Origin of the sequence: Virgibacillus kekensis, assembly GCF_042654125.1 — a bacterium.
Classification (GTDB): Bacteria; Bacillota; Bacilli; order Bacillales; family Amphibacillaceae; genus Lentibacillus; species Lentibacillus kekensis.
The window spans coordinates 465,931-487,379 of record NZ_JBHSFU010000003.1 but is presented as its reverse complement, the minus strand read 5'-3'; the positions used below and the strand labels follow the sequence as shown (position 1 = coordinate 487,379).

General features: G+C 35.4%; 23 protein-coding genes and 1 pseudogene. 15 read left to right on the top strand and 9 right to left on the bottom strand.

What is annotated here, in order from left to right:
* Positions 1-39: 39 nt before the first annotated feature.
* The 4 genes from tatA (ACFO3D_RS03815) to ACFO3D_RS03800 all read left to right on the top strand — a co-directional run bounded on the left by tatA (ACFO3D_RS03815) (position 40) and on the right by ACFO3D_RS03800 (position 1,515).
* The gene (gene tatA, locus ACFO3D_RS03815) at positions 40-243 is read left to right on the top strand and encodes a twin-arginine translocase TatA/TatE family subunit (RefSeq protein WP_390293278.1); all 204 of its coding nucleotides are present in this window, start codon (positions 40-42) and stop codon (positions 241-243) included.
* 20 nt (positions 244-263) lie between these two features.
* The gene (gene tatA, locus ACFO3D_RS03810) at positions 264-443 is read left to right on the top strand and encodes a twin-arginine translocase TatA/TatE family subunit (RefSeq protein WP_390293277.1); all 180 of its coding nucleotides are present in this window, start codon (positions 264-266) and stop codon (positions 441-443) included.
* Positions 444-516: 73 nt separating this feature from the next.
* Positions 517-1,281 carry a twin-arginine translocase subunit TatC gene (tatC, locus tag ACFO3D_RS03805; protein WP_390293276.1) on the top strand — a complete coding sequence of 255 codons (765 nt, stop codon included), beginning with the start codon at positions 517-519 and terminating at the stop codon, positions 1,279-1,281.
* Positions 1,282-1,293: 12 nt separating this feature from the next.
* Positions 1,294-1,515 (top strand): YozE family protein, encoded by a 222-nt coding sequence (locus ACFO3D_RS03800; protein WP_390293275.1) that lies wholly within the window; start codon positions 1,294-1,296, stop codon positions 1,513-1,515.
* A gap of 411 nt (positions 1,516-1,926) precedes the next feature.
* On the opposite strand, the gene ACFO3D_RS03795 is transcribed toward ACFO3D_RS03800, so the two are convergent.
* On the bottom strand, positions 1,927-2,256 hold the full coding sequence (locus ACFO3D_RS03795; protein ID WP_390293274.1) for a YolD-like family protein: 330 nt from the start codon (positions 2,254-2,256) through the stop codon (positions 1,927-1,929).
* 861 nt (positions 2,257-3,117) lie between these two features.
* On the opposite strand from ACFO3D_RS03795, the gene vrrA reads away from it, so the two are divergent.
* The 4 genes from vrrA (at position 3,118) to ACFO3D_RS03775 (ending at position 5,574) form a co-directional block, all read left to right on the top strand.
* Entirely contained in the window at positions 3,118-3,564 is a 447-nt protein-coding gene (vrrA, locus tag ACFO3D_RS03790; protein WP_390293272.1) for a VrrA/YqfQ family protein, read from the top strand.
* A gap of 85 nt (positions 3,565-3,649) precedes the next feature.
* Positions 3,650-4,609 carry a peptide-methionine (R)-S-oxide reductase MsrB gene (gene msrB, locus ACFO3D_RS03785; RefSeq protein WP_390293271.1) on the top strand — a complete coding sequence of 320 codons (960 nt, stop codon included), beginning with the start codon at positions 3,650-3,652 and terminating at the stop codon, positions 4,607-4,609.
* A gap of 43 nt (positions 4,610-4,652) precedes the next feature.
* On the top strand, positions 4,653-4,859 hold the full coding sequence (locus ACFO3D_RS03780) for a DUF6501 family protein (protein ID WP_390293270.1): 207 nt from the start codon (positions 4,653-4,655) through the stop codon (positions 4,857-4,859).
* Between the two features lie 163 nt (positions 4,860-5,022).
* Positions 5,023-5,574 carry a histidine phosphatase family protein gene (locus ACFO3D_RS03775; RefSeq protein ID WP_390293269.1) on the top strand — a complete coding sequence of 184 codons (552 nt, stop codon included), beginning with the start codon at positions 5,023-5,025 and terminating at the stop codon, positions 5,572-5,574.
* A 5-nt stretch (positions 5,575-5,579) separates the two neighbouring features.
* Here the strand turns inward: ACFO3D_RS03775 and ACFO3D_RS03770 are convergent, their stop codons facing one another.
* Positions 5,580-6,770, bottom strand: a complete 1,191-nt coding sequence (locus tag ACFO3D_RS03770) for a M14 family metallopeptidase (RefSeq protein WP_390293268.1) — start codon at positions 6,768-6,770, stop codon at positions 5,580-5,582.
* 155 nt (positions 6,771-6,925) lie between these two features.
* On the opposite strand from ACFO3D_RS03770, the gene ACFO3D_RS03765 reads away from it, so the two are divergent.
* Positions 6,926-7,165, top strand: a complete 240-nt coding sequence (locus ACFO3D_RS03765) for an indolepyruvate ferredoxin oxidoreductase subunit alpha (protein ID WP_390293267.1) — start codon at positions 6,926-6,928, stop codon at positions 7,163-7,165.
* A gap of 28 nt (positions 7,166-7,193) precedes the next feature.
* Here ACFO3D_RS03765 and ACFO3D_RS03760 read toward each other — a convergent pair whose 3' ends face one another.
* Positions 7,194-7,466 carry an acylphosphatase gene (locus ACFO3D_RS03760; RefSeq protein WP_390293266.1) on the bottom strand — a complete coding sequence of 91 codons (273 nt, stop codon included), beginning with the start codon at positions 7,464-7,466 and terminating at the stop codon, positions 7,194-7,196.
* 266 nt (positions 7,467-7,732) lie between these two features.
* Between ACFO3D_RS03760 and ACFO3D_RS03755 the strand changes: the two genes are divergently transcribed.
* The 5 genes from ACFO3D_RS03755 to ACFO3D_RS03735 all read left to right on the top strand — a co-directional run bounded on the left by ACFO3D_RS03755 (position 7,733) and on the right by ACFO3D_RS03735 (position 10,913).
* The gene (locus ACFO3D_RS03755; RefSeq protein ID WP_390293265.1) at positions 7,733-7,960 is read left to right on the top strand and encodes a hypothetical protein; all 228 of its coding nucleotides are present in this window, start codon (positions 7,733-7,735) and stop codon (positions 7,958-7,960) included.
* A 17-nt stretch (positions 7,961-7,977) separates the two neighbouring features.
* Positions 7,978-8,148: a respiratory nitrate reductase subunit gamma gene (locus ACFO3D_RS03750; RefSeq protein WP_390293264.1), complete on the top strand. Its 171-nt coding sequence runs from the start codon at positions 7,978-7,980 to the stop codon at positions 8,146-8,148.
* A gap of 129 nt (positions 8,149-8,277) precedes the next feature.
* Positions 8,278-9,804, top strand: coding sequence for an FAD-dependent oxidoreductase (locus ACFO3D_RS03745; protein WP_390293263.1), 1,527 nt, complete (start codon positions 8,278-8,280; stop codon positions 9,802-9,804).
* A 405-nt stretch (positions 9,805-10,209) separates the two neighbouring features.
* The gene (locus tag ACFO3D_RS03740) at positions 10,210-10,710 is read left to right on the top strand and encodes a tyrosine-type recombinase/integrase (protein WP_390293262.1); all 501 of its coding nucleotides are present in this window, start codon (positions 10,210-10,212) and stop codon (positions 10,708-10,710) included.
* On the top strand, positions 10,707-10,913 hold the full coding sequence (locus ACFO3D_RS03735) for a tyrosine-type recombinase/integrase (protein WP_390293261.1): 207 nt from the start codon (positions 10,707-10,709) through the stop codon (positions 10,911-10,913). The genes ACFO3D_RS03740 and ACFO3D_RS03735 overlap by 4 nt, the downstream gene beginning before the upstream one ends.
* 747 nt (positions 10,914-11,660) lie before the next feature.
* Here ACFO3D_RS03735 and ACFO3D_RS03730 read toward each other — a convergent pair.
* A complete protein-coding gene (locus ACFO3D_RS03730) occupies positions 11,661-14,783 on the bottom strand; it encodes an NACHT domain-containing protein (RefSeq protein WP_390293260.1) in 3,123 nt (1,040 codons plus the stop codon).
* Between the two features lie 10 nt (positions 14,784-14,793).
* Complete coding sequence (locus ACFO3D_RS03725; RefSeq protein ID WP_390293259.1) at positions 14,794-15,996, bottom strand: MBL fold metallo-hydrolase; 1,203 nt, start codon at positions 15,994-15,996, stop codon at positions 14,794-14,796.
* Positions 15,997-16,487: 491 nt separating this feature from the next.
* On the opposite strand from ACFO3D_RS03725, the gene ACFO3D_RS03720 reads away from it, so the two are divergent.
* The gene (locus tag ACFO3D_RS03720; RefSeq protein ID WP_390293258.1) at positions 16,488-16,976 is read left to right on the top strand and encodes a tyrosine-type recombinase/integrase; all 489 of its coding nucleotides are present in this window, start codon (positions 16,488-16,490) and stop codon (positions 16,974-16,976) included.
* 104 nt (positions 16,977-17,080) lie between these two features.
* Here the strand turns inward: ACFO3D_RS03720 and rpsI are convergent.
* The 4 genes and pseudogenes from rpsI to ACFO3D_RS03695 form a co-directional block, all read right to left on the bottom strand.
* A pseudogene (rpsI, locus tag ACFO3D_RS03715) lies at positions 17,081-17,158 on the bottom strand (30S ribosomal protein S9); the annotation flags it as partial.
* Between the two features lie 801 nt (positions 17,159-17,959).
* Positions 17,960-18,196, bottom strand: a complete 237-nt coding sequence (gene tnpA, locus ACFO3D_RS03710) for an IS66 family insertion sequence element accessory protein TnpA (protein WP_390293257.1) — start codon at positions 18,194-18,196, stop codon at positions 17,960-17,962.
* Between the two features lie 432 nt (positions 18,197-18,628).
* Entirely contained in the window at positions 18,629-19,852 is a 1,224-nt protein-coding gene (locus ACFO3D_RS03700) for an MFS transporter (RefSeq protein WP_390293256.1), read from the bottom strand.
* Entirely contained in the window at positions 19,852-21,132 is a 1,281-nt protein-coding gene (locus ACFO3D_RS03695; protein ID WP_390293255.1) for a gluzincin family metallopeptidase, read from the bottom strand. Before ACFO3D_RS03695 ends, ACFO3D_RS03700 begins: the two co-directional genes overlap by 1 nt.
* Positions 21,133-21,449 lie beyond the last annotated feature (317 nt).

The following is a 21,449-nucleotide window of genomic DNA, read 5'->3' as shown; positions in this document are numbered from 1 at the left end:
ACATTATACTAGACTCAATCATATAAAGAAGGTGCTGTTATGTTTAACATAGGATTTCCAGGACTTATCCTGATTTTAATAATTGCTTTGGTGATCTTCGGACCTAAGAAACTTCCGGAAATAGGAAAAGCTGCTGGTACAACCTTAAAAGAATTTAAAAACTCCGCTCGTGATCTTACTGGCGATGCGGCAGATGAAGTGAAAGAAGCTAAAGATATTGTTAAAGGGAAAGAAAACAAATAAGCACGCACGGAGTGATATAAATGATTGGTAATATTGGCATTCCCGGGTTAATTCTAATTCTTGTAATTGCCCTGATTGTATTTGGTCCATCCAAACTGCCTGAGATAGGAAAAGCTGTCGGCAGTTCGTTAAAAGAGTTTAAAAACGCTACACGGGATATCGTTTCTGACGATGATTCCGGTAAAAAGGATAATAAATAACTGAATTGTGAAGGTGTAGGGGGAATTAACCTTACATCTTCTTTTGTGCTTAAGGTACTGGGAGAGTGAACTAATGGCTGAAGAAAAGCAATATATAAATGAAAAGGAAATGAATTTGGTAGGGCATTTATCTGAACTCAGAAACAGATTGATCGTTACAGCGATTGTGTTTATCGCGCTGTTCGTCGTCGGGTTTGTTTATGTCGAGGATATCTTTAATTTCTTCACAAAGGATCTTGATTTCACGCTAAGTATTACCGGCCTGACCGATACTGTATCAGTTTATATTACTATGGCAGGCTTAGTTGCTGTTATTGGGACGCTTCCAGTTCTATGTCTCCAGGTCTGGCTGTTTATCAGACCTGGCCTGACTAAAGGAGAACAAAGGGCGACTCTGTTATATATCCCCGCTATCTTTATTCTGTTTATCGGAGGTCTTGTATTTGGGTATATGATTTTCATCCAGTTGATCATTCCATTTCTTCTATCACTGAATGATGGAATGTTCAATGAGATTTTTACTTATGACAGATATTTTAAGTTTTTGTTCAGTGTAATTATTCCGTTTGCAATCTTTTTTGAAATTCCTGTTATCGCCATGTTTCTAACGAGCCTTGGAATTCTCACCCCGGATTTTATGCGAAAAACACGAAAGTACGCGTACCTTATTTTAGTTATCGTGGGTGCGGTAATTACTCCGCCTGATTTTATATTACAGATTGCAGTCGCGGTACCATTAATAGTGTTATATGAAATCAGTATTTATCTGTCCGTAATAATTTACCGTAAACGACTAAAAAAGCATCAGGAATTTATGGAAAGCGATGGCGGGATTTAAAGGAGGATTATTTTGCGTTCTTTTTACCATTACATGATGACGTACCGGGGAAAGAAGCAGGCTGACGACTACAGTCGACTTGCAGACTGGATTTTTTATGACCATGACTTTCCTAAACATTCTCGTGATTATGATGAAATCAGCAGTTACTTGGAATGGAACAGTCCATTCCCAAATGCACTATCTATCTTTGATAAGCTTTGGGACAACTATTCGACGAAAAGAATTGATTAAGGCTGGGAAAAAAGTTATTTATTAAAGTAAATTCCGAACATTGATTTGAATTCTAAGATAGAATTCGAATCAGTTCGGATTTTTTGTCGAGAAGAAAATATTTTAAATCGTTGCTTCGTCAAAATACTTCGCTTTCACCGCTCCGGGTGCAAGTCCAACATCTGTTCCAGCTGAAGCTGTCACAGTGTTTCCTTCGCCGTGGGCACGGCTTCAGCTTCCTCGGAAAGCGTCAAGCCGCTTTCCTGCGGGATCTTCAGCTCGTGCTATTCCCACAGGAGTCTTTGTATTTTGACTACGCTTAATACTTGCTTTAAAAGCATATTAAAATTTTAAGTTCGTCTTTGGCTTCTCAATTTTTCTTATGTCCCAGCCACTTTTTTATTTTCAGTAATCGGGCAGGGAAGAAGGGGGTCAGACGGGCGATATAGCCAGTATATCACTAAATGGAACAGTGATTTTCTGATTGTCAGGCTTTTTCAGCAACAGACTTTGCCTGTTTTTGTCCATTCTCGAAATAACTCCGATTTGATTTACTATTTCCTTGTTGGTATAGAAAGTCAAATTAATGACAGAACGTTTATTATAGGCATTCTGCAATTTGACGTTGAGTAATTCAATTTCCTGGGGATCGAGAAGGGGCTTTTTTGTTATTCGGTCTTCTTCCCACATCGCCTTAAGAAGTTCTACATGCTCCGGAAGCATTAACGATGTCCACTTAATTGTCCCCCGATCATTTTCCATTGTAATCACCTCATTTTTAATTATATACGAACATAGGTTCGTTAATCAATAAAAAATGTGCTTCGAGAAAAATTAATCAAACGTTTGATTAATTAATTGAAAAATCAAACACATGAATACAGCGCCTTGTTTCAACCAAATTCGGCAAAAAACGCACTAATATGTTGGAACCTGTTAGAACGTGCGGTTGCCCGGGAAATAATGACTGCTAAAACAGGGAAATCATTCATAAAGTTGTCATACCTGACAAGAGTGAAGCGTTATCAAAAGGATTATAATAGATGTATAAGAATAGGAAAGAAGGGGATAACATGTTTTCAGCTATTGTGTTTGGGATTATTCTTTCTGGTTCCATCGGATTTATTATCTCAGCAGAGATAACAGGCTAATTATTTTAGATCTTCCCGTAACTTTTATTGCTCTTCACCTCGTAGTTGGTGTAACTGCGAAGTTTTACGCCTTTAAGCGGACATACGAGCCCTTATTTACTATGAATTAATCAAAACAAGCTATCACTTGGTGGCCGCAAAACTCTATATTGTTCCTGTATCTCCACAAATAGAGTCATCTATGTCCGCTAAACAGCTTAACCGGACAGGAGTCCGATTTTTTATGCTAAAAAAAGAATTTTTCCTTCATCTTGATCTATTCGAATAAATAAAAATAACGCCTTGTTGCCCAGAGTAGTAGGTACGGCTGTTACTTAGCAGTTTATAGTTTTTGTGCCACAAACTACAATATTTAAAAAACCTTTACCGCTCTAGGTGAAGGTTTTTTTGCGGTTTAGTGATTGATGCCTACACCCTTTATGGTTGATTACGTACAATAACCTAGAAAAAGGTTTATAAAGGGGAGGATATCATGATATGGGGAGCACCGGCACGGCGGCCGAATAATCAAGTCTTTCCGGCGGGATACCGACCAGAAAGACGGATTAATTACCAGCCACATCCACGTCAAGGATTTTTGGCACCATATAAGCAACAGGGGTTTTTAACACCTGACCGGATAGGAAGTCTGTCACAGAAGCTGGATAATTTGCAAAGGATCCTGAAGACAGTTAACTCAGCAGTCCCGATAATCCAGCAATATGGCCCAATTGTTAAGAACCTTCCAACCATGCTGCAGGTAATGAAGGCACTTAACGAAACCGATCACTCAGACGATGCCTCTGTAGAAGATGATGAATGGGTGGGCGATTTGAGTGATGAGAATGAAAGTTTGCTTTCGCTCGAATCCAGTATAGATGAGGAGAGTATTTCTGATAACCGTCAAATAGGTGAATCAGTTCCAAAATTGTTCATTTAGCCATTTCAGGCACACGACTTGATTTTTTGTACCAAAAAAGGAAGAATAGAGACATAAATAAACTTGCACAAAACGGAGGTATAGAATGACTAGTCAAACTGAAAAAGCAACGTTCGCCGGTGGATGCTTCTGGTGCATGGTGGAACCATTTGATGAACGTCCGGGAGTGATAGATATTATATCTGGTTATACTGGCGGAGATGTGGAAAATCCGACATATGAACAGGTATGTTCCGATACAACCGGGCATGTCGAGGCTGTACAAATAACCTTTAACCCGGACCTCATGCCATATGAGGAATTGGTGAAGCTTTTCTGGAAGCAGATAGACCCTACGGACGCCGGAGGCCAGTTTAATGACCGAGGCGAGTCCTACCAAACGGCTATTTTTTATCATAATGAAGAACAAAAGGAAATCGCTGAACAGTCAAAGCAAGACTTGGAAGCAAGCGGAAAATTTTCCAAACCGATTGTTACACCGATTCTGCCTGCAAAACCTTTCTATCGAGCTGAAGAGCATCATCAGGATTATTATAAAAAGCAGTCATTCCATTACCGATTATATAAGAAAGGGTCAGGCCGGGAGGACTTTATTAAAAAAACGTGGCAAACCCGTCCTGACAAATCCACGTTGAAGGAAAAATTATCACCTATTCAGTATCAGGTAACTCAGGAAAACGGGACAGAAAGACCTTTTGATAATGAATACTGGGACAACGAACAAGAAGGAATCTATGTGGATATAATTACAGGTGATGTTTTATTTTCCTCGCATGATAAGTTTGATGCAGGATGTGGATGGCCAAGCTTTACCAAGCCTGTAGACCCACATCAGGTAGAGGAACAAACAGACACTTCGCACGGTATGTTTCGTACAGAAGTAAGGAGTAAGAACGCAGATTCTCATTTGGGACATGTGTTTAATGATGGGCCAAAAGAGAAAGGCGGCTTACGATATTGTATGAACTCTGCAGCAATGAAATTTATCCCGAGAGACGAAATGGAAGAGAAGGGGTACGGAAGATATTTATATCTTTTTAAGTAAGTTGTTCATAATATAATTATGTAAACTGGAATGGAGTGAGAAGATGATCCATTTAAATTGGGAAGAACGAGAAACACAGAAGAAGATAGAGTGCGTACATGCCGACGCGAAAAAATTTATTGTTCATAATAAATTAACTCCAGGGAAACAGTATGATGTAAAAAATGAAACGGAGGAGTTCTACTTTATTATTGATAACAGTAACCGTATTGGCGGTTTCAAAAAGGATTATTTTAAGGAAGTAGAATAACAGGCATGGCCTGTTATTTTTTATGGCGCTGTTTTTGTCAAAGAAGTTACCGTTTATCTGTCAATCAGGTTTTTATTTTATCAGATAAATGATATAATTGATTTACTATTTAGAAATGTTTTTAGGATATCCGCCAATACTTTCTATAAGGGGTTGAATTATCTTGAAAAATATTTACCTGATTCGACACTGTTCTGCAGATGGTCAGCATAAGGATTCGCCGTTGACGAGCCACGGGATAAGACAAGCGAAACAGCTTGCAGACTTTTTAGCGGAAAAACGAATAGAAGCTGATAAGATTGTATCCAGTCCCTATTTAAGAGCAATTGAAAGTATTAGACCATACGCAGAGAAGAACAAGTTGAATATTACTGTCGACGATCGGTTAAAAGAACGTATTCTCAGCGAGGACCCTATAGATGATTGGCTGGAAGTCCTGGAACAATCGTTTAACGATCTGGATTTTCGTCTGCCTGGTGGTGAATCTGGAAACGATGCAGTCAAACGGGCAGAAATGGTCATAGAAAATGTGTTGGCTGATAGCAATGTTTCCAATGTTGTATTTGTAAGCCATGGTAATATAATTGCACTTTTATTAAGCCGGTATCAGCCTGGATTTGGGTTTGAGGGATGGAAGACACTAAGGAATCCCGATGTTTATCTAATTAATGCTGATAGGCAAAAAAACTCTATAGAATGTCTGTGGCAAACCTGAACGGCTTATAAGTACAGGTTTGCCAGCATAATTCCGAGAGATTCCTGGTAGATTTCCTCAAACTGGCTGAATGGTAGGGGATTTATCCCGCTTCCAAGTTCTACAGTGTAACCGGGACGTCTGAATTCCTGGATAAACCAATCTTTATAACCCGCATAGCTGTCAACATACTGAATTGGACGGTAACCACTAACCCGCGCATACTCGTTAACAATTATTCGGGATTCAGGGGGTTCATATCCCTCAAAGCCCCAATAAATTACTTCTCCTTGTGTATGGAAAGCATTCACTCGCAGAAAGTTACGTTCTCTAGCTAATTCCGCCATTGCAATTGCTTCCGGTTCTGTCAGTGGTTCGGGTCCCGGATAATCTCTTGGCGCTCGAGAATCAGGTTTACGTGCAGCTTCAATTTCCCACAATGCTGGATATTGGTTATTTAAATCCACTCCTCGAATATTGGCTTTCCAGTTCGAAAAATCCTCATTCTGATTATTTATATCAAGGACTTCCTGCTGAAACTCTCCTGCAGCAGAGGCACCGTTTATCACAAGATTTACTCCATCAGGATTTACCATCGGTACAACCGACAGCCGGGTGGTATTATATAGTGGCAGCAAAGATAACCCGCGTATTGGCTGATTATTTGTCAGTGAGAGGGCATAATGATTAATAAATCGCATAATCGTCGAGGTAGTGATCCATTCATTGGCATGAAAAGATCCATCCAGATGTACCTCTTTATCACCATTCCCAATCTGCAGTTCCACGAGTTCTTTCCCCATAACTGAATTTCCGATGACATTTCTAGCGATAAAAGGATATACTGATAATATATTATTTAAATCACGAATCATTTTATCGTACGTATAGTTATTTAGATCACCAATAACTAAATTTGTTACCCGCTCAGGGATTGAAATTGTCTGACCGACCTGTAAGTTTGATGGGTCAATATCTTGATTAGTAAGCAAAAGGGCATCCAAGGGAATGTTGTTTCTGTTTGCTATTGCCCATAATGTGTCATTGAGTGCTATCTGGTATGTGACGGCCCGGTAGCCTGGAATCAGAACAGTCTGCCCTACAGCAAGTTGAGTAGGATCCAATTCGGGATTGGATTGCTCAATCAGTATTAATGGGATATTAAATAAACGACTGTATAACCAGAAGGAATCGTTAGGCCGAATTGTAATTTCCATGCATGTTCGCTCCTCTATTTTATCGGATTTTAGTCATATGTATAGTATGAATAACCGTGCAGGGATGTGTATATTTGGCTTGAAAGCTGCTGGAAGATTCGATAGTATGGTTATATTGGATAATTTGGCCTTTATAACTTAAGGAGGAGATACACTTGGCATTTGTCATTACATCACCATGCAAAACTGAAAAAGCGGGCGAATGTGTCGAAGTTTGTCCGGTTGATTGTATAGAAGAAGGAAAGGATATGTTTTACATAGACCCGGATATCTGTATTGATTGTGGGGCGTGCGAAGCAGTTTGTCCGGTTGAAGCCATTTATATGGACGATGAGGTTCCAGAAGAAGAAACAGAATATATTGAGCTGAATCGCAAGTTCTTTGAAGAGCAATAGGAATAACCGCTATCGAAACAGATAGCGGTTATCTTTTTATAGTAAAATCGTCAAAACCTTCTTCATTTCCCGATTGGTTCATTTCTACTTTTTCCACCTTGATATATGGATTAAAACCATCCTTCAACATGCTGATGTAAGAATTTATGCTATCTTTTGCCCCTTCTACTTTCAACTCGACAGTTCCATCTTGTTTATTTTGTACCCACCCTGTAAGGTTTTGTTTCTGTGCATGGTTTTTAGCGCTCTTGCGAAATCCGACACCTTGAACGCGTCCATGGATAGTCATATGTGCCTGCATCTTAACCACCTCTCTATTCTTCTATAAATATATAGCCTTTCCAGTCCTTCTTCAAACAGTAATAAAAAATCATGTAAAAGGCTTATTCCATTAATCGACAACCATAGGACCCTTTTTATGTGATTATTATCACATAAGTTTCAACATTCGCAGTAATCATTTGTTCCTAAAAATGAAGCATGATATGCTTAATTTGATTAATGGAAAGGTTTTCTATTCATACCAAACTTATTAATAACACAAATTGCCATGAAAGAGGTAATTCTATGTCCGGTCCCGCATTGAAACATGTCGACAGCCATGCTGCAATCCATGAGGCCGCCTTAAATGAAGCGGTGGAACTTACCAATCTGCTCGACAAGCTTGTCAGGGATGATCAGTCTGATAAAGCAGAAGAACTTGCCTATGTGATTATAGAGCAATGGGAAACTCGAACACTAAGGCATGCAGAATCTGAGGAATCGGACCTTGGTTTAGAAGTCTGTTTACGTTAAATCCGCAATATCACCTGATGGTCAACATTCCATTTGTGTTTAAATTGCATACAATAGCGGCTTTTGGTTTATTTGCCTCCATACCGTTTACAAGACTGGTACATTTTTATTCGGTACTTGTCTATTATCCAGCACGGGCCCCGCAACAATACCGGTCTCGGGCTCAGTATCAGAAAAAGCCACAGTAGCCAAATAGCTATAAAAAGTAAAAAGGACTGAAATTCCAATATTTCAGTCCTTTTTTATACCTATCTGTATAAAAAATAACTGACAGTGAAAAATAAGAAAATAATGGTTGAATAGAAGGGATGATACAAATGGTTCAGGATTATAGTACACCTCAGTTCCCCGAATCCTATTGGAGGGACTCTGTTTCCTTTGAAAACTTTCCAAAACTAGAGAAGTCCATAAAAACTGATATTGCTATTGTCGGGGGCGGCATCACAGGAATTACAGCAGCATATTTACTTGCAAAAAGCGGAAAGAAGGTTACATTAATTGATGCAGGAGAACTTTCAAATGGCGTTACTGGCCATACGACCGCCAAAATAACTGCACAGCACGGTGTGATATATAATGAACTGATTGAGCATTTCGGGGAAAAAAAAGCAGCATTATATTTTCAATCCAATCAGGAAGCTATACAGTTTATTGAACAGCTAATAGACGATCTGGATATTAAATGTGATTTTGAAAAACAGGATGCGTATATCTACACAAATAACGTTAAATATATTCCGCAGCTTGAGACGGAGAAAAAGGCGTACGATAAACTGGGAATCCCTGGGGAGTTAACTGATTCGATGCCCCTCAACATACCAATGAAACGAGCGTTGGTAATGAAAGATCAGGCCCAGTTTCACCCGTTGAAATACCTTAAAGTACTTTTGGAAGAAGCCTTAAAAAACGGGTTGGAAGTATATGAAAATACTACGGCAACAGATATTGAGCATAATAAAGAGCCGGCAATATTAACTCGTGAAGGACATCGCATATCCTGCAATAAAGTAATCCAGGCAACGCATTTTCCGTTTCACGATTTCGAAGGTTTTTATCCTGCAAGAATGTATCCAGAAAGATCTTATATCATTGCAGTCAAAGCACCGGAAAAGTTTCCGGACGGTATGTATATTAATGCGGAATCACCAACAAGGTCGATACGTTCAGCAAAAATGGATGGGGAAGAGTTATGGCTGATTGGTGGGGAAAATCATAAAACTGGGCAGGGAAAACCTACGATTGAGCATTACGAAGCTCTTCAAGAGTATGCTGAAAAACAATTTGGGATAACTGACTATTTGTTCAGGTGGTCTGCTCAGGATCTTACTACATTGGATAAAGTGCCGTATATCGGACCAGCCACTAACGATCAACGGGACGTTTATGTGGCAACTGGATACCATAAATGGGGCATGACTACTTCAACGTTGGCCGCCCGAATTATCAGTGACCACATTCTGGAACAGGATAATCCATATCTGGATTTATATACGCCTTCACGATTCCAAGCGGATCCGTCAATTCGAGAATTTGCTAGTATAAATGCAGATGTGGCAAAACATATGGTTAAAGGAAAACTGGAATACACCAATCACAATGTTAATGATCTGGAACCTGACCATGCAACGATTACGCGTGTTAAAGGTAAACGAACAGGTGTATATAAAGATAAAGATGGTAAATTGCACGCATTGGATACGACATGCACACATATGGGATGTGAAGTCAATTGGAATTCAGGTGACCGGACATGGGATTGCCCATGTCATGGGTCAAGATTTTCCTATACCGGAGAAATTGTCGAAGGCCCAGCAAAAAGAAGTTTGGATAAAGTGGATTTATAATTTAACAAAAGCAGCCTTAATTGGCTGCTTTTGTTAACTCCAATAAAGGAAAAGTTTACGTAATGGCCAACAGAAAACTCAACAGTCCGGGTTTGAGATAAAGACAATAGCCCGGATAAATTATAAGTAAAACAACAAGTATAAATTTTTATCAAATATCTCAATATCAAAAGTATACTTTGATATGAGATATAAAATTTTATGGTTTTATATAACTTCCTATAATACATATTATGTAAACTAGGAAAAATTCAAATGTACCAATAACTCTAGGTGCCTTATTCCTATAATATCTATTATTAGGAACTTGCTTCCTCGTCCGGTAACGTTCGGTTCTGATAATGCTTCGTTCCCGCCCGTAATATTAGTTCCAGCCTCATAATCACATTTTTGGAGGTTGTTACGATGAAATTGCACCATGCCATGGATGAATATTTGGTCTATGTTGAAGTCGAAAAAAATTGTTCATCCCATACCGTTCAGGCTTACGCTTTTGACCTAGCTTGTTTTGAGGCATTTTTGAAAAAATATGTCCGCTCATGTGAATTGGCTGATATTACGTCATCCACCATCCGCTGTTTTATCCAGGATCAGGTGCTGAATCACAACATGAAACGCGCTCGGTTCAACGCCGGATATCCTGTCTCAAGTCATTCAGCAGTTTTTGCGTGGCAGCTTCTCCGTTACCTGGAAAACGACCGGCATCCATACGCACTCCGCAATGAAGCGTTGTTCAAACTGCTGGCCACATCCGGCATGCGGCGCTCGGAAATTGTGGCGCTGACCTGGGCGCAACTTGATTTGAACGAGAAAACGCTCCTAATTTACGGAAAAGGCAAAAAAGAGCGGCTCCTCCCCTTCATCCGATTGCACTTCCTGCCTTGGAAGCATGCCGCGATACATTGACGAAAGCGGAGAAGCACGAGACGGAGCCGGTATTTTACAGCAGGCTGAATGTGCCAATGAACGTCCGTTCTGTGCATAATCTGTTTAAGGAACTGCTCGAAAAAGCCGGACTCCCTTCCAAACGGTTTTCGCTGCATCATTTGCGCCATACGTTCGCGACAATTTTGCTACAGCAGCATGAAAAAGTGGATCTTCGTACGTGACAGGAATTGCTGGGCCACTCAAGTCTCTCTCTGCTGATTACACCTGTAAATATTTTGAAATTGATTTACTAGTTACATCATGCCGCCCATATATTAACCATGTAAATATGAACAAACAACCTCTGAAAACCCTATTAAATCAATGATCTTTTGTTTTCACTAAGCATGAAAAAGACCAATATTAAACATAAACATGAACAAAACATGAACAATTATCTTTATCCTTTTCTTTATGTGACTACCTTAAAACTTTGTCTATTTTTGTTCACACATTTATACAATAATAACCGAATATACGAATAAATACTGGCTTTGTTTAATCATATTATGGGCTTCGTCAAAGAGTAGCAATTGAATAAACTTCTGCACCGCCTTCATCGGTTTGCTGCAGTTTCACCTAACACACTATATACGTTCTTTTATTTCTGCTCTTTCATAGCAGGTCAAATTATATAAGAAACCTTAAACACCAATGATTTTGGCAAATTTTGGTTTCATGAATTATCATCTAATATCACTAAAGGATATTCAAAGGGTATTCAAAATTAAAACGCTGGCGGGCTATACGTTTAAAGATCTTAATTTACCGATTGAACTTATCACGGTCAATATTTAGTGTTAATTAATTTCATATATCTCGTTAATAATTTTCCTCTACGAAATTCTGTAAACTATTTTTTTGCTCTGGATTTTATATAACTGAAATAATAAAACATGACACTATAGATTCTAATCACTAGAGTAATTTTATTTTATCTTTCCAAGAACAAATTTCAAATCATCTAGTATTCTTTTATATACTTTGTTTCTCACTTCTCTATCATCATTAATGTATGTGGTTAACACAGCTGAAGATTGAGTGTATCCACCTAATGGTCTCCGACTTAAATTGAGTAATGCTCTATTTAATTCAGTGTTTTTCCTTTCGTATATTTCCACAAATGATTCTTCTTTTCTACTTTCAACATTTGGCCACGCGTCTTCCATAGATTTAACAGGAACCCATCTATAACTGATACCCCCGTCTCCTTTTTCGTCTCTTTCTAAACCAATTTGATATCTAACTGGTCCCATTGAATATAGTGGCATATACCCACTCAATAACGGAAAGCAGTTTTCTACCAATTTTCTATATGACTTTTGATAAAAATCAAAAAATACACTTAATCGTTCTTCGACTCGTTCATCGCTCCAAACTTCCCAAATCCAATAACTATTTCTTCCATTTAAATCAGGTTTTAAATCTTCTTTGGGCAATAAATAGTCTTTAAATTCAACTCCTTTTCTTGCGAAATCAAAGAACTTATAAATAATGAAGGCTACATAATCCTGATTTAAGTCCCCATACGTCCTTCTAGATTGAATATACTTGAATATGTTATCACCAAACCCCAGTACTTTTATTATGGTATCTGCAGGATGTTCATATAAACTAACAGTTTTTCTTTGACCATTTTGCTCCACATAGAAATATTCTCTAGGCAATCTACTTAGCACATATTCTATACAAGGAACAATGCTTTCGGGAGGTTCATACTCAAAAAGCATTTGTTTTTCCACCAATTTTTTTAATTGATCTTTTATTATATACATAGCTACTTCTCTGGCTGAATCCAATCCTAAATGTGTGCTCTTCAAATCAAAGTACCAATGATTACCTGCATTTAACGTTTTAATAGGAATAAGTATTTCTTTGCCATCTTTACCCATAGTTGTCATAACAGGAGCCGAGGAATTTTCTATTACTTTTACATATTCCTGCTTTTCTCCAAAATTTACTTCCACCATTAAGGATGAAGAATTAACATCCAATCCACCTTCTATAATGATATTTTCATCTAATATTATACTTTTCCTGTTTTTACACCAAGGATAAAATTCTGATTTAATCTCTTTAAAATATGAATTGATGATTACTAAATAACTTTTTCTTATTTGCTTTAAATAATCTATTAAATACTGTCTTGACCAACCTTTTTCTATTTTATTAGTAAAATTAAACCTTGATTCTAGGCATTGTCTGTATAAATAAATATTAATTTTTTCTAACCTATCTAATAAAATGTTTTGCTGTTTTGCATTCCTTAGTAGACCCGAAATAAACTTAAATACTTCTGTGTAGATTTCATCTGCATGATTTTCAAAAATATAAGTAATTATATCTTGCTCATCCATTTTGGAAATCCTTAACGCAGTAAAGTATTCTTCTAAAGATGGATGGGAAAATTCTAGCCTATTTCTTTCTTCAATTACAACACCAGTTTGTAACAATTCTCTTTTCAAAGAGGTGACACTAAGGCGATCAATATATTTACTTGCAACCTCGCTGAATTTATTATTGTTTTCTGGGTCACTAAAGTTACTATAAGCATAATCCGAAAGTATTTCCAATTTTAGTTCTAATTCATATCTCATTTCTTCTACTTTGTTAAGCCGGTGTTGCATCATATATTCAATAAAAATATCGTAAAGTTCTGATTTATTTTTTGGAATTTCTCTCTTCGTTGTACTTTTCATAATTTCAACAGTCATATATAAAAATAAAGGGCTCTCTATTAAATCCTTTAAACTTTTCTTTAATGAGTGAACAAATGGATAGGAAATATCCTCTTCATATGCTGTCGCTACATATTCTCTTATTTGCTCATCTGTCAAAGGTTGCAATATATATTCATTCAATAAATTATGAAATTCACTATGGTAGTTCTGCTGGCGACAAGTCATGATTACTTTTAAATTCTCAAATAACTCAAGCCTTTCTATTTCCTTAATAAAAAGATCTTTATTGCTTCTTATTTCGTCAAAACCGTCTATTAATAAAATAAACTTACCTTCTTTTAAAGCTTCGACAATTTTTTCATCAGTAAGTTTAGGCAAATCGTAGATTAATTCTGATTTTATTCCATCTACAATGCTTTTATAGTCTCTATGCCAATCCTTTGCTCTAAGTAGCACTGGAATTTTGTCACGGGAGAAAATGGGATTTTCTAATATCTCTAACATAAGCATTCTCAATAGGTATGTTTTTCCTCCACCGGGTTTAGATAGAATTAAAGTTGAATCATCGGTTTCTAACAACCAAGAGAAATCATATAAATCATTCGGTTTTTCCTTACGTTTTATCTTTATAGCAAAGCCAAGTGGATTTACATCTATCTTTTTAATGCCTCTACTTAAAGGGTTATCTAATTGCTTTTGTAAATATTTCTTTTTAGATTTTAAATAACCTTCATAGTCAAGATCATAATCCTTTCCTATAAGAGGAAGATCTAACCACTTAAAATACTCATTGTAAAGATACAAGCTCACCGCACTTAACCTACTGGCCTCGCCACTTTCGCTACTTTGATTCAGCATTACTCCAATAACACGATTATTAAATAATAGTGGACCACCTGAACAACCGCTATAATCTTTTATGGAATCAGATTTAACTTTTACGTCCAAATTTTTATCGTAGGAAGATCCTACAGTTTTTTTAAGTTCACCTATTATTTCCAAATCAATCAACGTACCGTTTAACTCTCGAACTGCAGGGTAACCATATGTATAGCAATCTGTCGTGTAGTTAAACTTATAATCCATACATTCTAAAATGTTTATATCAGAAATTTCCTCTTCTAGTTTTAAGGCTATTATTTGATAGTCTTTCCATTTGCCATCTTCTGGCAACAATGGCTCAGCTATTACTTTTCTTTCCTGACCTTTCTCATTAATAAATATAACTTTCACTTCGGCTTCTTCATTAGCAAGATAGGGATTGATCGAGTGCAATGCAGTAATAACTATGTTTTTCCTAACCAGAAAACCACTAGAAATGCTTTCTCCACATTTAATCTTTGGAATCGATAATCTATATGAAAAATCCATTTTTCTCCTCCTATAACTCTATTTCTATAGCCCTTTCACCTGAACCTATAATTTGACCGTAATTATATTGATTTCGAAGGCTTGTCTCATTCAGCTGTTTGGATGTCAACGTTTCATAATTAAAATAAAATTTTTTAGGAACTTTTGAATGAGAATATATTATTTTTGCAATCGCCTCTAAATCCGGATGCAAATGCTTATCCCCATTTGTAGAGACTAAATAGATTTCCGATTTCAACAGTTTTGCCAATTTCAAAGTCATATTTTTCTTACTTCCATGGTGTGGTAATTTCACCAAATCAAAGTTTGATATCTCCATACCCATTAAACTTTCATAGATAATATCTGGATGTGCATCTGCTAAGAACAGCAATCTTTTCTTATCATACTCTATCATTACAGCAATAGAGGAACCATTTGTAACAGAGCAATCTAATGTTTCATCTTCTTTAGTTGCTGCTTCCACAATTGAAATAGCATCATTTTCAGTACCCTTTGATATTTCAGAATGCTCAACAGTTGACTCTTGATCCATAAGCAACATAAATTCGTATGCATCATCGAACAATTTATCCTTACTGATTTTAAAATTCCATTTCTTTTTTTTAAGTTCTTTTAACCACTTATTTTTTAACCTTTCTAACTTGGTATCGTTAGGGGAAATAACATTTATGGAAATATCATTTAGTTCAATTTGTAACTTATTGTTAGAAGATATGGCTAATCCCTTAAAACTATAATTCCACTTATAGTTACCCTGCATTAATAGCGCACCCAATGTTGATCCCTGTCTTGCACTAATATCAGTATGTTCAACCCCCTTTTCAGTAATCCTTTTTACAAAAGATTTCCCAAGAGATATTTCACTTTTAAGTAAATTCTTCTCTTGCTCGGATAATTTACCAGCTTGCCTATCAACCTCTAAATGTCGATAACTATTAAACCAAACTTCCTCAATTTGTATAATATTTTTTTTATTATTTTCTTCAATGAAATTAAGGGCTCCTAATATGTGATCTTCATCAATATGTGAGATAATCATTAAGTTAATTTTTTCACCAACTGCATTTATTTCAATTAAATCTCTTTTTAGGAATTTTTCATAGGTCTCTACATATCCAGAATCTATAAGGATATGCCTTTTATTTTCTTTCCCTATGGAGATTAAAAAACAATCTCCATTCTTCGCTGGATACATTTTGACTTTAATCAATGATTTTCTCCATCCTTTATTGAATTTTATATCAATATTAGCATAAATTATAAGATTTTCACCTACCCTTTTAATGAATTCACTTAATACTGTGAATGATAAACTAGGACAACATTCTTTTAAAATTAGAACCTTTCTTAAACACGCATGGCAATGCAGAAACAAAAGTATAAATAAGAATCACTTCTCCTATTAAATTATTTGGAAGGTACGTTGTTTTTCTGCCCAGTCTATTTTCATTTGTTCTCCTAGCCATTTCCTTTTAGGACAACACATAAACACATGAGCAGAGCGAATTTTAAAGGCAATGCGTGAGCATTGTCGCCACCCATGACGTGTAATCGCTCCTTGCAATGAAAAGATACAAGGGAAAAATATTTTGAGCACGACACCACATAATGATGTATAAGTGCGCCCTTCATGTTTTGAAGGATGCTTATTCTAACAATGATTAGTGTAAATTCAGAAAAATTTACACCATTTTCTCCACTATGGATATGATTATCTACAAGGATTTGCTGAATAGAAAAACATTATCCACTTATGACGGGAAACAAGTTTTGCAGAAACCGAAGAGAGCTAATTCTAGGCGCGTAATTGATATAGATAAGATCACTCTATCAATTCTAGAGGATTGGCGGGCCCTTCAAAGAAAAGATTATAAAAGATTAGGTTTGAGCTATACAAAGCAGCATTTTCCAGTATCCACTCGTTTTGATAAATATGAGGAAAAAATGGAATTTCCTCGCCTAGCATCAACTAACGATACATTGACGAAGTTCTTTAAAAACCATCTTGAACTTCCAAAAATTACAGTACATGGATTCAGACATACTCACGCTTCCCTTTTATTCGAGGCAGGAGCCGCGATAAAAGCCGTGCAAGTGCAATTAGGGCATATAAAGAAATCAAACGACTATGGACGTCTACACGCGTGTCTCAGAGGCAGTAAAAGAGAAAACCACAAAATTGATACATGATTATATTGGATTTTAAGTAAAGGGTATTCAGTTCCATTTTCGGCATTAAAACCCCTTCCCGATTCTTTCAGAAAGAGGTTGTAAACGTTGATATATAAACAGTATTAACGTTTTGAGAACTGTGGTGCACGACGAGCGTCTTTGAGACCGTATTTTTTACGTTCTTTCATAGTCGAGTTTCTTCCATATTATATGGAAGTTCATAAACCGCTTTAAATCAACGTTTTCCCCTGTTTGTATTTCATGGAATTTTAACGGATTTTTCGTAAAGGGTATTCAAGGGGTATTCAAAAAGGTACTCAAAAAAAATTACGCTGGCAGGCTATATATAGGAAACCTATTTGATTTCTTTTTTTTTAGATTTCTTTCAATTGATTATAACAATTGGAGTATCCATTTGCTTGTGTTTCTAACTTTTTTAGCTGCTTTTTCAAACGACCTTTCAAAGAAAACATATACTGACACAAGGGTATCCTCATATTAATTATGCGCAGTATAGCATTCTAGCATTCTGGCTATATTCTTATCCCCCAGTAACATGCTTATGCTTCATCAGTGATGACAGCCTAAGCATGGTTGATGGGTGTCCCTAGATCTAACGCTGCAATCTCATACATATAATCACCTGCTTTTGGTTTTTAAGCGAAAAGCAAATGAGTATTCTTAACATACAAGTTAATAATGATATACAAAAATTTTTTTGAAAGTGGTAAAGTACCTAAGTTCTCATTTGGTGATATCGTTGAATTTACATCGAGAGTACAAAAACAAAATGGGTTAGAATATACATTTTCCCTAGCAAAAGCAACAAAGATAGCAAGAGAAGAAAATTAAAAGGCGGATATACCGCCTTTTCATATACTTTTAACATCTTCCCAATTACTCGGAAAAACCATTTCATTTAAGACATCATCTTTCTTTTGATTTTAAGGACTGGATTATTTTGAACAAAGTTTTGCATACTCCGGAATAACGTAAAAGAATTAGCACATTATTTCAGAATCCCTCTGGAAGTAATTTGAAAAAAGGGTGCCGAAATAATGTGCTGATTTACACCAATCGGTAGAAGAAGTATTATCTGTCTGTTGATCAAACTTACGTTTCCAGTAATACATTTGATGAATATTAATATTTTCTTTACGACACCAAGCAGCCATACTAAGGCCGCTTTCGCACCATTGATCCATTCTTGTCTCCCATTCTAAATGTTTATCTGACATGAAAAGCCTCCTTCAAGAATTAATCTATGAAGATTATCTCATCTGGAGACTGTGTTGGATACGTGGTATTTGACGCTTAAGAAACAAAGTCCCAGACTGATCGATCGGAACCTTCGAAACTATGAAACTTTACTAACTGCACATGCATTTTCTTAGCCGCACGATAATTCTTCTTTTTCTTTTTTTTCAGATCCTCCTTGATCCATTTATCTAAAATAGGCTTCACTGGATCCATGACTCTTGCTTTTCTTTTTTGAGGCTGTCTTGCCTCAAAAAATTTATGCCGGCCCCGCAGGTCCGGCATAAATTAACTGCCATAACCTACATTTTTAGTTTGCATAAACACCGAATCTAAAGTAAAACTCATCCTAAAGATTATACAAGAAAGCCATTAGCAAAATTTCACTTTTTTTTAAATAGAATTAAAAATATTTAAATCGTTCTTTTGAAGTGAATTGCTAAATATAAACCTATAGAACCCATAAGCAGAATCAAGAGCATATATACTGTCATACCAAAAACAGATAGGAAGGTACCGAGAATAATTCCCAACCGTGCTAGTAGCTCTGACAAATTGAAACCTAAATTTCCAATAGCTGAATATGACCCTCTTTTGTCAGGGGGAATAAGTTTATATTTTTGTTCTTGAACGATAGGAGAATAGATAATTTCTCCTATCGCAGCTATAGCCATAGCTAAAATTAATAAATAAAAAGAATTTAAATGCGTGATATTTGTATAACCAATGAGATAAAGAGATAGTCCAATTATTAAAATAGCCTTATTACTAAACATTGAAGAGACTTTTAATATAAGAAATGACATAGAAACAACAATGACTGTATTAGTAATCATTACTAGAGAAAACATTCTAACTCCATCAATAGTAAAGTTCATAAAACTTACAGAGTTAAACTCTTCTTGCAATCTCAGCGCAACATACGATGAAGTAGAAAGCTCAGCAGTCACTAGTAAACTAAAAGCAACTATTAGTAGCGCATAACGTTTATCTTTAAAGACTTGTTTGTAACTTTTAATAATACTGGAAAAGTTATAAATTTCTTTATTTGTTTTATTAACAATAATTGAATTCGGCAACCATTTCCAAAGAGACAATAAAACGAAGAAAAAGATTAGTGACGACAAAAATATTAAAGCAGACTTGTTTGTATAGTAGAAAACTCCCCCTAAAAGCATCCCTAATGCTATAGCAGTGTTTTCAAGCCAATAATCAAATTTAAAAACAAAGTTTTCTACTTCTGGTGTTATAGCATCCATTATAATAGCTTCCATCGCAGGAAATTGCAATCCCCATATAATACTAAATATTATATAACTCAAACAAAAAATAAATATATTTTCAAATTGACTTGTTAGGGATAATCCCATAAAAAATAGAGAGGTAGTCATTATGATTTGATAAATAATTACAGTTTTTTTTCTAGAAAAAACATCAATAATATAACCTCCAAGAATCCCCATAGGCATATTGATTAAAACCAAAGTAACCAGAAAGATTCCTGTAAATTTAGTTCCCATCATATCATTTAAGTATAACGCTATAAATGGTATGAATGCTGTAGTAATAAGTTGCTGAAAAAAGTTAGATATTAGTCTAATTTTTAAAGTTGTATCCATTAAGTTAAAGCTTGACATTACTTAATCACCTTTACTAAATTATTAAGTGAATTATCAATTTTCTCCAAAGTCTTTGTATTAAGCTTATGAAATTGTAATTCATCATCAAATATATTTTTGAAAAATTCTAAATCACTTATAGTTTCCCCACATTTAAGCAAACTCAATACTTTATCAAAATTTTTAAACGAGTAGCTCGAAGCAAGTATAAATGCTTCTATATAGTGAAGGTTATATTCCACTAATAAACCCTCATGCCCTTTAATCCAGTTGTATTTATTAATTTCTAAATCATGAAAATTTTCGAAACTTCTATAAGATGTAATTACATCATTATATAAACGACTAATATTATACTCATCTAATACATAATCATTTGCATTTGACGATAAAGTATTTAATATAGTTAAGTATTCAAAAGGAACAAGATAATCATCTTTCAAGATTTCTAATAACTTGAAATTTAATTCATCCTTTTCTATAAATACATAATTATTAGAGGACAAGTGTTGCATTAATGTGATTTCATTTAGAAATGATGTGAATTCAGTTTTTAATTCAGATGTTTCCGAGTAAAGTATAGATTTGCTCTGTTGTGATAAATATTGTGCTACTGCTCCTCCAATTTCATGAGCAAGCGCAAACAGACTTTCTAAATCATTTTCCCAGTTCATTAGTATATACGGATGGCTATTGTAGGAAGAGAATGACCTAGCACCTAATCTTTTATTTCTAGAATTTTCATAGTGAATCCAATTGTCATCAAATATTTGATTTAATATTTTTAAATACTCCTCTCCATAAATAGAAAAAGCATTTTTCAATATGATCTTTGCATCTTCATATGAAATATTACTTTTGGTATCTCCTAAATAATATATATCATAATAAGAAATATATTCATAACCTAATAGCTTTCTTCTTATATCAATGGTTCTTTTAAATAATTCTTTTATACTTTCTGACTCGTCACTAAAAGTATCTGTATCAATATTAAAAATAGATTTTTGTAATAACATCTCAAAATGATTTTCGAACCCATTAGTATGCGCTATTTTATTTTTCAATTGATAGTCCAAATTTATAGTAAATGCAGCATGTGTTTTTACAGAAGAAAATTTTTTCAACATGTTAACATATGTTTTTCTTCTTACTTCTCTATCACTTGAATTTAATTTACTTAAAAGGTCATCTGTATAAACCTTGTAGACTTTATTATTATGATTAAAAGTACATAGGAGTGGATCATCGTAAAATAAGTAATCATAGTAATTTCTTAAGTCCATATTATTATACAAAGAATCTAATTCATTTGCATTGAATCAAGGAAATAGTCAAAGTATCATATAATAATTGTTTTCTAGTAAAGCCACCTTTAACAGGTGGCTTTTTCCTTACTTTGTTGTAATTGGGGGAAAAAGCATTTTCAATATAACTACTCTACCACTAATATTTACGTTTAAATCATATTCAACTATACTGCCAGTTACTTCAACAACAGTAGGAACTACCCTTACAACAGCTCACCTAAAGCAATCGTCTCTTGATCGTAAATCTATTAACAGTATCGTTGTAAGACGCAGCAAATGATCCGGTTATAAGTGATGTCCTTCTT

Excerpts from the sequence above, each read along its gene's own strand:
- tatA (WP_390293278.1), top strand. The coding sequence starts at position 40 with ATGTTTAACATAGGATTTCCAGGACTTATCCTGATTTTAATAATTGCT.
- tatA (WP_390293277.1), top strand. The coding sequence starts at position 264 with ATGATTGGTAATATTGGCATTCCCGGGTTAATTCTAATTCTTGTAATT.
- tatC (WP_390293276.1), top strand. The coding sequence starts at position 517 with ATGGCTGAAGAAAAGCAATATATAAATGAAAAGGAAATGAATTTGGTA.
- ACFO3D_RS03795 (WP_390293274.1), bottom strand. The coding sequence starts at position 2,256 with ATGGAAAATGATCGGGGGACAATTAAGTGGACATCGTTAATGCTTCCG.
- vrrA (WP_390293272.1), top strand. The coding sequence starts at position 3,118 with ATGATATGGGGAGCACCGGCACGGCGGCCGAATAATCAAGTCTTTCCG.
- msrB (WP_390293271.1), top strand. The coding sequence starts at position 3,650 with ATGACTAGTCAAACTGAAAAAGCAACGTTCGCCGGTGGATGCTTCTGG.
- ACFO3D_RS03780 (WP_390293270.1), top strand. The coding sequence starts at position 4,653 with ATGATCCATTTAAATTGGGAAGAACGAGAAACACAGAAGAAGATAGAG.
- ACFO3D_RS03770 (WP_390293268.1), bottom strand. The coding sequence starts at position 6,770 with ATGGAAATTACAATTCGGCCTAACGATTCCTTCTGGTTATACAGTCGT.
- ACFO3D_RS03760 (WP_390293266.1), bottom strand. The coding sequence starts at position 7,466 with ATGCAGGCACATATGACTATCCATGGACGCGTTCAAGGTGTCGGATTT.
- ACFO3D_RS03755 (WP_390293265.1), top strand. The coding sequence starts at position 7,733 with ATGTCCGGTCCCGCATTGAAACATGTCGACAGCCATGCTGCAATCCAT.
- ACFO3D_RS03750 (WP_390293264.1), top strand. The coding sequence starts at position 7,978 with ATGGTCAACATTCCATTTGTGTTTAAATTGCATACAATAGCGGCTTTT.
- ACFO3D_RS03745 (WP_390293263.1), top strand. The coding sequence starts at position 8,278 with ATGGTTCAGGATTATAGTACACCTCAGTTCCCCGAATCCTATTGGAGG.
- ACFO3D_RS03740 (WP_390293262.1), top strand. The coding sequence starts at position 10,210 with ATGAAATTGCACCATGCCATGGATGAATATTTGGTCTATGTTGAAGTC.
- ACFO3D_RS03730 (WP_390293260.1), bottom strand. The coding sequence starts at position 14,783 with ATGGATTTTTCATATAGATTATCGATTCCAAAGATTAAATGTGGAGAA.
- ACFO3D_RS03720 (WP_390293258.1), top strand. The coding sequence starts at position 16,488 with ATGGATATGATTATCTACAAGGATTTGCTGAATAGAAAAACATTATCC.
- tnpA (WP_390293257.1), bottom strand. The coding sequence starts at position 18,196 with ATGTCAGATAAACATTTAGAATGGGAGACAAGAATGGATCAATGGTGC.
- ACFO3D_RS03700 (WP_390293256.1), bottom strand. The coding sequence starts at position 19,852 with ATGTCAAGCTTTAACTTAATGGATACAACTTTAAAAATTAGACTAATA.